The 7686-nt window shown below is 61.0% G+C and carries 9 protein-coding genes and 1 tRNA gene; 9 read left to right on the top strand and 1 reads right to left on the bottom strand.

What is annotated here, in order from left to right:
* The first annotated feature begins 54 nt into the window (after positions 1–54).
* Positions 55–768, top strand: coding sequence for a phenylalanine--tRNA ligase beta subunit-related protein (locus VEJ16_03220; GenBank protein ID HYB08663.1), 714 nt, complete (start codon positions 55–57; stop codon positions 766–768).
* On the opposite strand, the gene lipB is transcribed toward VEJ16_03220, so the two are convergent.
* A complete protein-coding gene (gene lipB / locus VEJ16_03215) occupies positions 765–1436 on the bottom strand; it encodes a lipoyl(octanoyl) transferase LipB (GenBank protein HYB08662.1) in 672 nt (223 codons plus the stop codon). The genes VEJ16_03220 and lipB overlap by 4 nt on opposite strands.
* A gap of 146 nt (positions 1437–1582) precedes the next feature.
* Here lipB and VEJ16_03210 point away from each other — a divergent pair.
* From VEJ16_03210 to VEJ16_03175, 8 genes are all read left to right on the top strand, one after another.
* Positions 1583–1669: transfer RNA gene (locus VEJ16_03210), tRNA-Leu, on the top strand.
* Positions 1670–1865: 196 nt separating this feature from the next.
* Positions 1866–4199, top strand: a complete 2334-nt coding sequence (locus tag VEJ16_03205) for an NADP-dependent malic enzyme (protein ID HYB08661.1) — start codon at positions 1866–1868, stop codon at positions 4197–4199.
* Positions 4200–4211: 12 nt separating this feature from the next.
* Complete coding sequence (locus VEJ16_03200; GenBank protein ID HYB08660.1) at positions 4212–4631, top strand: MerR family DNA-binding transcriptional regulator; 420 nt, start codon at positions 4212–4214, stop codon at positions 4629–4631.
* A 209-nt stretch (positions 4632–4840) separates the two neighbouring features.
* On the top strand, positions 4841–6013 hold the full coding sequence (locus tag VEJ16_03195) for an isovaleryl-CoA dehydrogenase (GenBank protein ID HYB08659.1): 1173 nt from the start codon (positions 4841–4843) through the stop codon (positions 6011–6013).
* Between the two features lie 147 nt (positions 6014–6160).
* Positions 6161–6412 carry a hypothetical protein gene (locus VEJ16_03190; protein ID HYB08658.1) on the top strand — a complete coding sequence of 84 codons (252 nt, stop codon included), beginning with the start codon at positions 6161–6163 and terminating at the stop codon, positions 6410–6412.
* 46 nt (positions 6413–6458) lie between these two features.
* Positions 6459–6854 carry a RidA family protein gene (locus VEJ16_03185; protein HYB08657.1) on the top strand — a complete coding sequence of 132 codons (396 nt, stop codon included), beginning with the start codon at positions 6459–6461 and terminating at the stop codon, positions 6852–6854.
* 28 nt (positions 6855–6882) lie between these two features.
* The gene (locus VEJ16_03180) at positions 6883–7485 is read left to right on the top strand and encodes an urea carboxylase-associated family protein (GenBank protein ID HYB08656.1); all 603 of its coding nucleotides are present in this window, start codon (positions 6883–6885) and stop codon (positions 7483–7485) included.
* Between the two features lie 21 nt (positions 7486–7506).
* Positions 7507–7686 (top strand): SDR family NAD(P)-dependent oxidoreductase (locus tag VEJ16_03175; protein HYB08655.1); only part of this gene is annotated, 180 nt, incomplete at its 3' end.

The raw sequence follows: 7686 nt of genomic DNA, 5'->3' as shown, positions 1-7686 counted from the left end.
CGAGGATGACGGCGAACCCGGCTTCCGAACGCTTCCGACCGTTTGATGGCTTCCATGATCCGCCTCGACATCCGTGAAATTCGCCAAGACTTCCCAAATTTTCGCGTGGCACTCCTCGTGGCCGACGGCATCGCCATATCGCTCGTGCGCACACCGGCGCTCGACGCCGTCGTCGCGGATGCCGAGGCCGCTGCGTGGGATCAGTGGGGCGACACCCCAGCAGGCGAAATTCCCGAACTCAGCGCATGGCGAGAGGCTTACAAGGCCTTTGGCGTCAAGAAGACAAGCTATCGTTCCTCGGCTGAGCGGCTTCTGCGGCTTCTTCAAAAGGGGGAGCGGCTGCCGCAGGTAAGTAACCTCGTCGATCTCTACAACGCCATATCGTTGCGCACATTATTGCCGGTCGGCGCCGACGATCTCGCGCACGTCGTGCCGCCTCTTGCCTTCCGCCACGCCCGGCCAGGCGACGATTTCGTGGCGCTCGGCGACGCGGCGCAGCGGAACGACCCGCCGAAGGAAGGCGAAGTCGTCTACGCCGATGGCGAAAAGATTCTTTGCAGGCGCTGGAATTGGTACCAGGACGCCCGCAGCGCCATCGCCGATGGCACCAGGTGCGCAGTCTTGACCGTCCAGGCGATTGAGCCGGCATCGGCGCAGAAGGTGGAGACAGTCGCGGACGAGCTTGCCCGGCTCATCCCAGCGCATTGCGGTGGCAGGGTGTCATGGGCGATTGCCGATAACGCCAATCCTGTCGTCGATGTCGTCTAGTCTGGGTTTTGGCAAATCATCGCAGCACCCTCGGCTTCGAAAACAGCGCCGAAGGTCTCCCGTAGAACCGCATCGACTTCGGCCATCTTTACGGGGACGCCGAGAGCGTGCAGCGAGGTCACGCCAAAGTTCGCCTCAGCGATCCCGCATGGCACGATGCCTTTGAAATGGTTCAAATCGGGTGCGACGTTGAGGGCGACGCCATGATAGGTGACCCAACGCCGAACACGCACACCGATGGCCGCGATCTTGTCTTCCCGACTGCCGTTGCGCGGCACCCAGATGCCGATCCGACCGTCGCGCCGTCCCGCCTTCACGCCGAAGCGCTCGAGTGTCAGGATCATCCATTCCTCGAGGCCCTGCACAAAACATCGCACGTCGGGCCGCCGGCGCTTCAGGTCGAGCATCACGTAAGCGACGCGCTGCCCGGGCCCATGATAGGTGAATTGCCCGCCTCGCCCGGTCTTGTAAACCGGAAATGGGCTCGGCCCCAGCAGGTCGCTGGGCTTGGCACTGGTGCCGGCGGTATAGAGCGGGGGGTGTTCGAGAAGCCAGACTTGCTCTCCAAGGGTACCGGCGCGGACAGCGGCGACCCTCAGCTCCATCTCCTCGATAGCCGTCGGATAATCGATCGGCCCCTCGGAGAGGCGCCATTCGGGACCCGCCATCGCCCCGATTTCCCTGGGATTTGCCAAGGCCTTGAAAGTGCGAGGGACTATTCTTGATATCTCCATTCCGATTTGCTATTCCCCCTGCTTGCGAAAGGCAAGCCCGGGACGCAACCGTGGCTTTGCCAAGGGTTCGTGTGGCTTGTGCGGTCGTGGCGGAACTGGTAGACGCGCAGCGTTGAGGGCGCTGTGGGGGCGACCCCGTGGAAGTTCGAGTCTTCTCGACCGCACCATTCCATCCAAAGTCGGTTTCAAGGAAATTTAGCTCGCAGCATTTACCGAAGCCTGCCGCGCGATTTGTGCGTTTCCTCCGTCGCGGAATCCGGATCGCTGGCGGACGGCCCATCCGAAAGGGCTAATAGCTTTCAAAGCCGGTAACTCCTATGCCATATTCGCATTCCGGGGCAATCGGACGGGAAGAGCCTGCGAATGGCGGACGACCTTAAGGAGGCGGCACTCGAATATCATCGCTCGCCAATGGCGGGAAAGATCGGCATCGTCGCGACGAAGCCGCTCGCCAACCAGCGCGACCTTGCGCTCGCCTATTCGCCTGGCGTCGCCGCGGCCTGCGACGCGATCGTGGCCAATCCGGTCGAGGCGTCGAGCCTTACGGCACGTGCCAATCTTGTCGGTGTGATCTCGAACGGTACCGCTGTTCTCGGCCTCGGACATATCGGTCCGCTCGCCGCGAAGCCCGTCATGGAGGGCAAGGCGGTCCTCTTCAAGACGTTCGCGGGCATCGACGTGTTTGACGTCGAGATTGACGAGACAGACCCGAAGAAGCTGGTCGACATCGTGGCGAGCCTGGAGCCGACCTTCGGGGCCATCAATCTCGAAGACATTCGTGCACCCGAGTGCTTCGAAATCGAGGCGGCACTGCGCGCGCGCATGAAAATTCCGGTTTTTCACGACGACCAGCACGGTACGGCAATCATCGTTGGGGCGGCGGTGATCAATGGCCTGCGGGTGGTCGGCAAGAAAATCCGCGACGTGAAGCTCGTCTCGACGGGTGGTGGGGCGGCCGGAATCGCATGTCTCGATATTCTCGTGTCGATGGGTGTGAAGCCGGAGAACATCGTTCTCATTGATCGCCTTGGGGTCGTATTCAAGGGCCGGAAGGAGGAGATGACCGACCGAAAAGCGTTCTATGCCAAGGACACTCAGGCAAGGACGCTCGATCAAGTGATCGACGGCGCCGACATCTTCCTCGGCCTTTCCGCACCGGGAATCCTGACAGGGGACATGGTAAAGCGAATGGCGGCGAAGCCGCTCATCCTCGCACTTGCCAATCCCGTGCCGGAGATCCTTCCGGAAGCCGCGCGGGCAGCACGCCCGGATGCGGTGATCGCGACCGGTCGCTCGGATTATCCGAATCAGGTCAACAACGTTCTGTGCTTCCCCTTCATCTTCCGAGGGGCGCTCGACGTCGGCGCCACGACGATCAACGAGGCGATGAAGCTTGCGTGCGTGAATGCACTCGCGGACTTGGCATGCAAGGAGCCCTCCGACGTCGTTGCCAAGGCCTACGGCGTCGAGATTTCCGGCTTCGGTCCCGATTATCTCATTCCACGTCCATTCGATCCGCGACTCATCATCGAATTGCCGCCGGCCATCGCCAAGGCCGCGATGGATAGCGGTGTTGCCACTCGGCCAATCACCAACTTCGACGCTTATCGCGATCAACTCTCGCAATTTGCATTCCGTTCCGGCCTGGTCATGAAGCCCGTTTTCGAACGTGCGCGCCAGAATCCGAAGCGCGTCGTGTACGCCGAAGGCGAAGAAGAGCGCGTATTGCGCGCGGTCCAAGTCGTTGTCGACGAGGGACTAGCGAAGCCCATTCTGATCGGCCGCCCGCATGTCGTCCAGGCGCGAATCCAGCAGCTCGGCTTGCGCATTCGACCCGGCGAGCATTTCGAGATCGTCAACCCTCAGGATGACCCGCGCTACAAAGATTACTGGACGAGCTATCACACGATCATGGAGCGCAAGGGTGTATCACCCGACTATGCGCGCACCGTGCTGCGAACGAATAATACGGTGATTGCAGCGCTCGGCGTAAGAAAAGGGCATGCGGACGCCATGCTATGCGGCACTGTGGGGCGCTATCAGGTTCACCTGCGTCACCTCCTCGACGTCATCGGTCCCGGACAAAAGAACGATATTGTCGCAGCTCTCAACCTCCTGATTTCTCCGGCTGGCATCTATTTTTTGTGCGACGCGTATGTAACCCCGGACCCGACTGCCGAGAAAATTGTCGAGACCACCCTTATGGCTGCCGACGAGGTACGGCGGTTTGGCATCGTGCCGAAGGTCGCGCTCCTCTCCCACTCGAATTTCGGCAGCGAGAACACACCCTCCGCCCTCAAGATGCGCGAGGCGCTGAGGCTGCTGCACATGCGGGCGCCCACGCTTGAGGTCGAAGGCGAGATGCATGCGGATTCGGCCCTTTCGGAGGAGATCCGCAATCGCATCTTCCCCAACTCCAAGCTCACCGGTCGCGCTAATTTGCTCGTCATGCCGTCACTCGACGCGGCGAATATCGCCTTCAACATGGTAAAGGTCCTGGCGAACGCCTTGAGCGTAGGACCGATCCTTTTGGGTGCCGCTCTGCCCGCGCACATCCTCACGCCCTCGGTCACGGCGCGCGGCGTCGTCAACATGACCGCCGTCGCGGTCGTGGACGCGCAGGATCTGGAGGTGAGCCGACAAGCGAGTGGCCCGAGTGCACCGACCCGGGAAGTACGCCAGGCTTGGTTGCGTTGATTGGCGTGCTACATGGCTGAGCGCCTTGGTATCACCGAGCTATCGCGCGAATTTGACGTCACCACGCGCACAATCCGCTTTTACGAAGACGAGGGGCTGCTTGCGCCGGAGCGGCGCGGTCAGACGCGGATCTACAGCGCGCGCGATCGCGTTCGACTGCGCTTGATCTTGCGGGGAAAAAGGCTCGGGTTCAGCCTTTTGGAGATCAAGGAGATCATCGACCTCTACGACCGTGCGCCAGGCGAACTCGGCCAGCTTCGGCACTTCCTTGCCAAGATCGAAGAGCGGCGGCGGCAACTTCGCCAGCAACGTGAGGATATCGAGATCACTCTCCGCGAACTCTCGACGGTCGAGGCCCGCTGCCACGAACGTCTCGCCGAACTCGAGAAGGGCGGTAGGGCGGGCAAGCGAGCTGGCCGCGCAAAGGGCTGACGAGGTTCTAGATCGCGTTTGTATTGACGTTTACGTAAACGTAAAGTATAACGGATTGGGAAGGCGGCTTTTTCCCAAAGTGCGTACAACTGGCGCACCGCCGCGAAGCCGACCTGTCGCGCGCTGAGGGCCCCCAAGGGCGATCGCGTCTTCGCAAACAGGCCTATGGCCGCTAAAGTTTTCAACCACGGTTCGGGAGGAGAAAGTCGATGATCCCCAACCAAGCCTCGGTCCTCGACTTCGGCCTTGGCGAGACGGCTGATATGTTGCGCGAGTCGGTGCGCGGCTTCGCATTGGACCACATTGCCCCAAGGGCCGACGAAATCGACAAATCGAACGTATTTCCACGCGATCTGTGGCCTGCACTCGGCAAGCTCGGATTGCACGGCATCACGGTCGAAGAGGAATGGGGTGGCACCGGCATGGGCTACCTCGAACATTGCGTGGCAATGGAGGAAATCAGCCGCGCGTCAGCTTCCATCGGCCTTTCCTATGGCGCCCACTCCAATCTCTGCGTCAATCAGATACGCCGCAACGGCTCGGCCGAGCAGAAGGGGCGCTACCTTCCGAAGCTCATTTCGGGCGAGCACGTCGGCGCCTTGGCGATGAGCGAGCCGGGTGCGGGTTCCGACGTCGTCGGAATGAAGCTCCGCGCCGATCGCAAAGGCGAGCGATATATCCTCAATGGCACCAAGATGTGGATCACGAACGGCCCGTGCGCCGACACGCTCGTGGTCTATGCCAAGACCGATCCCGATGCCGGCCCACGTGGCATTACGGCCTTCATCGTCGAGCGCGGGTTCCGGGGCTTCTCCACCGCCCAAAAGCTGGACAAGCTCGGCATGCGTGGCTCGGATACCGGCGAACTCGTCTTTCAGGACTGCGAAGTGCCGGCCGAAAACGTGCTTGGCCGGGTCGGCCAGGGTGTCAATGTGCTGATGAGCGGGCTTGATTACGAACGTACCGTGCTCGCGGCCGGACCCTGCGGAATCATGCAGGCCTGCATCGACGTGGCATTGCCCTACGTGCACGAGCGTGAACAGTTCGGCCAGGCGATCGGCAGCTTCCAGCTCGTTCAGGGCAAGATTGCAGACATGTACACGACGATGAACGCCTGCAAAGCCTATGTCTACACCGTCGCGAAGGCGTGCGATCGCGGCCAGACGACGCGCAAGGACGCGGCAGGTGCGATCCTTTACGCCGCCGAAAAGGCGACCCGCGTCGCGCTCGACGCAATCCAGCTCCTAGGCGGTAACGGATATATCAACGATTATCCGACTGGACGCCTGTTGCGCGATGCCAAGCTGTACGAGATCGGCGCTGGGACGTCCGAAATCAGGCGCTGGCTGATCGGCAGGGAAATCTTCGAGGAGTCGAGGTAAGGGCACCGGCCTCGATGTGGCGCGCCGTCCTGCCGCATCGTACTCGATACGGGTCCGGGGCCGAACGAGTATAGGCTTACATCGGTGCGATCCCGCGCTAAACTACGGGCAAAACCGAGGTTCGACGCACTGCGGGGAAGCACGTGGATGATTTACCTTGTTGCGATATTCATGTCGCCGCTTGCGCTGGCTCTCATCGGCAAGCCGTTTCAATCGTTGGTGAATTTGGTAATCTATTGCCTCGCCATTTTGCTTTTGGTGACGCTTATCTTCGCCTGGGCTGGCGCGCTGTTTTGGCTCATTGGCGTTGTGCACGCAATCCTCGCGATCAACGCGCACAACGCGGACAAGCGCAATCGGGCGCTGATCGAAGCGGTCAAGGCGCAAGTGCAAAAATGAGTGTGGGGTGTCGAATGCAGGGACCAACGCCGATTGCGAGGGTGCGATGGCGCGTAAGCTGATCTCGTCTGGGGGTGAATGGGAAGAGATCGCCAGCTATTCGAGGGCGGTGACCGACGGCGACTTCGTGTTCGTGGCGGGCACCACCGGCTACGACTATGAAAAACGGACGGTGGCGCCGGGCGTTGTCGAGCAGACGGAGCAGACTTTCCGGAATATCGAAAAAGCGCTCGCCCAAGCAGGCAGCTCGCTTGCGGATACGGTGCGCGTCGTCGTTTATCTCGTGAACGCAGAAGATTTCAAGCTGGTAGCACCTGTCTTCGGCCGAAAGTTCAAGGGGATCAAACCGGCCAATTCCACTGTCATCGTCGCGGCCTTGGTCGATTCACGTCTCAAAATCGAAATCGAGCTGACCGCCCGCAGGCAAGGGCGTTCGACTTAGGACGAAACCACTTCGGGGGGACTGCAACATGTCGGCAAGCGAGCGCATCGAAATTCCGGCACGCAAGGGCAAGGCGGTCGTCCTGAAGAAAGGCCAGGCTGTCCGTGTCATCAATACCCATGGCACCCAAGTGGTCGATACCTGGGCGTTCAATCTCGCCGACCCGCGCGAGTTCATGTCGATGGAACATACGCGCACGCACACGCTGCGGGCGATTCCGAAAGTCGGCGACGTCTTCGTCACGAACCGCCGTCGGCCCATCCTCACACTCGTCGAGGACACTTCGCCGGGTATTCACGACACGATCCTCGCAGCATGCGATCGTTATCGCTACGAGCAGCTGGGTTGCAAGGAATATCACGACAACTGCACGGACAATCTCGCCGCTGGATTGGCAGAGCTCGGCATGACGCCACCGGAGACGCCGAGCCCGCTCAACCTCTTCATGAATATTCCAATCAAGCCGGATGCGAGCCTGAGTTTCGAACCAACGGTGTCGAAGCCTGGCGACTGGGTAACGCTCCGTGCCGAGTTGGATTGCGTTGTCGCCTTCTCGTCATGCCCGCAGGACATCGTTCCAATCAATGGCTTGGCGAGGAAACCGACCGAGGCACATTTCGAAATCAGTTGACCGCGGAGGGTCGTAAGCGTCATGCCAACAATCCTGATCACGGGAGCCGGCCGTGGGCTGGGGCTGGAATTCACTCGTCAATACACGGCCGATCGCTGGCGCGTCCATGCATGCTGTCGCGACCCAGAGACGGCCGCCGAGCTCAACAAGGTCAAAGGCGACGTCGTTCTCCATCGCCTTGACGTGCGCGACCATCCGCAG

The organism is Alphaproteobacteria bacterium (assembly GCA_035625915.1).
In the GTDB taxonomy this organism is placed as follows: Bacteria; Pseudomonadota; Alphaproteobacteria; order JACZXZ01; family JACZXZ01; genus DATDHA01.
This window is presented reverse-complemented; position numbering and strand designations above follow the sequence as displayed.